At 65.5% G+C, this 560-nt stretch carries 1 protein-coding gene; it reads left to right on the top strand.

Going from position 1 to position 560, the window contains the following annotated elements:
- The coding region (locus AB4Z35_RS30085) for an RHS domain-containing protein (protein WP_442101171.1) at positions 1-560 on the top strand (560 nt) is incomplete at both ends.

Genomic DNA, 560 nt, shown 5'->3' with positions numbered 1-560 from the left:
TCCATGGCGTGACTGGGTCCTTTACGTGGGATGCCTTCAACCGGCTGGTCGGTTACCGCACTGCGGACCAGTCGGTGCAATACATCTACGACGCGCTCGGGCGCAGGCTGGTCAAGTCGTCCTCCGCCCACGGCGTCACGCTCTATGGCTGGGACGGCGACCAACTGGCGTGGGAAAGCCGGCCAGACCGCAGCACGCACTATGTCTACGAGCCCGGCACCTTCGTACCGCTGGCCCAGGCGGTGCGCCATGACGCCATCGCCCTGCATCGCGAGCCCGATTACGCGGGCGACTACGATATCGATGACGATCCGCTCTGGACCGAGGACATCGCCCCGCAGCCGTTCGACGCCATCGCCTGGTACCAGTGCGACCACCTCGGCACACCGCAGGAGCTGACCGATGAAGCCGGCGAGATTGCCTGGAGTGCGCAGTACCAGGCATGGGGCGCCGCGCGCGAGGTCATCTCCGAAGCGGCGCGCAAGGCAGGTATTGCCAACCCACTGCGCTTCCAGGGCCAGTATTACGACCAGGAAACCGGGCTCCATTACAACCGGCAC

Source organism: Pseudomonas sp. KB_15 (genome assembly GCF_052114525.1).
Lineage (GTDB): Bacteria > Pseudomonadota > Gammaproteobacteria > Pseudomonadales > Pseudomonadaceae > Aquipseudomonas.
The sequence above is the reverse complement of the archived record's forward strand: the minus strand, read 5'-3'. Positions and strand labels throughout refer to the sequence as shown.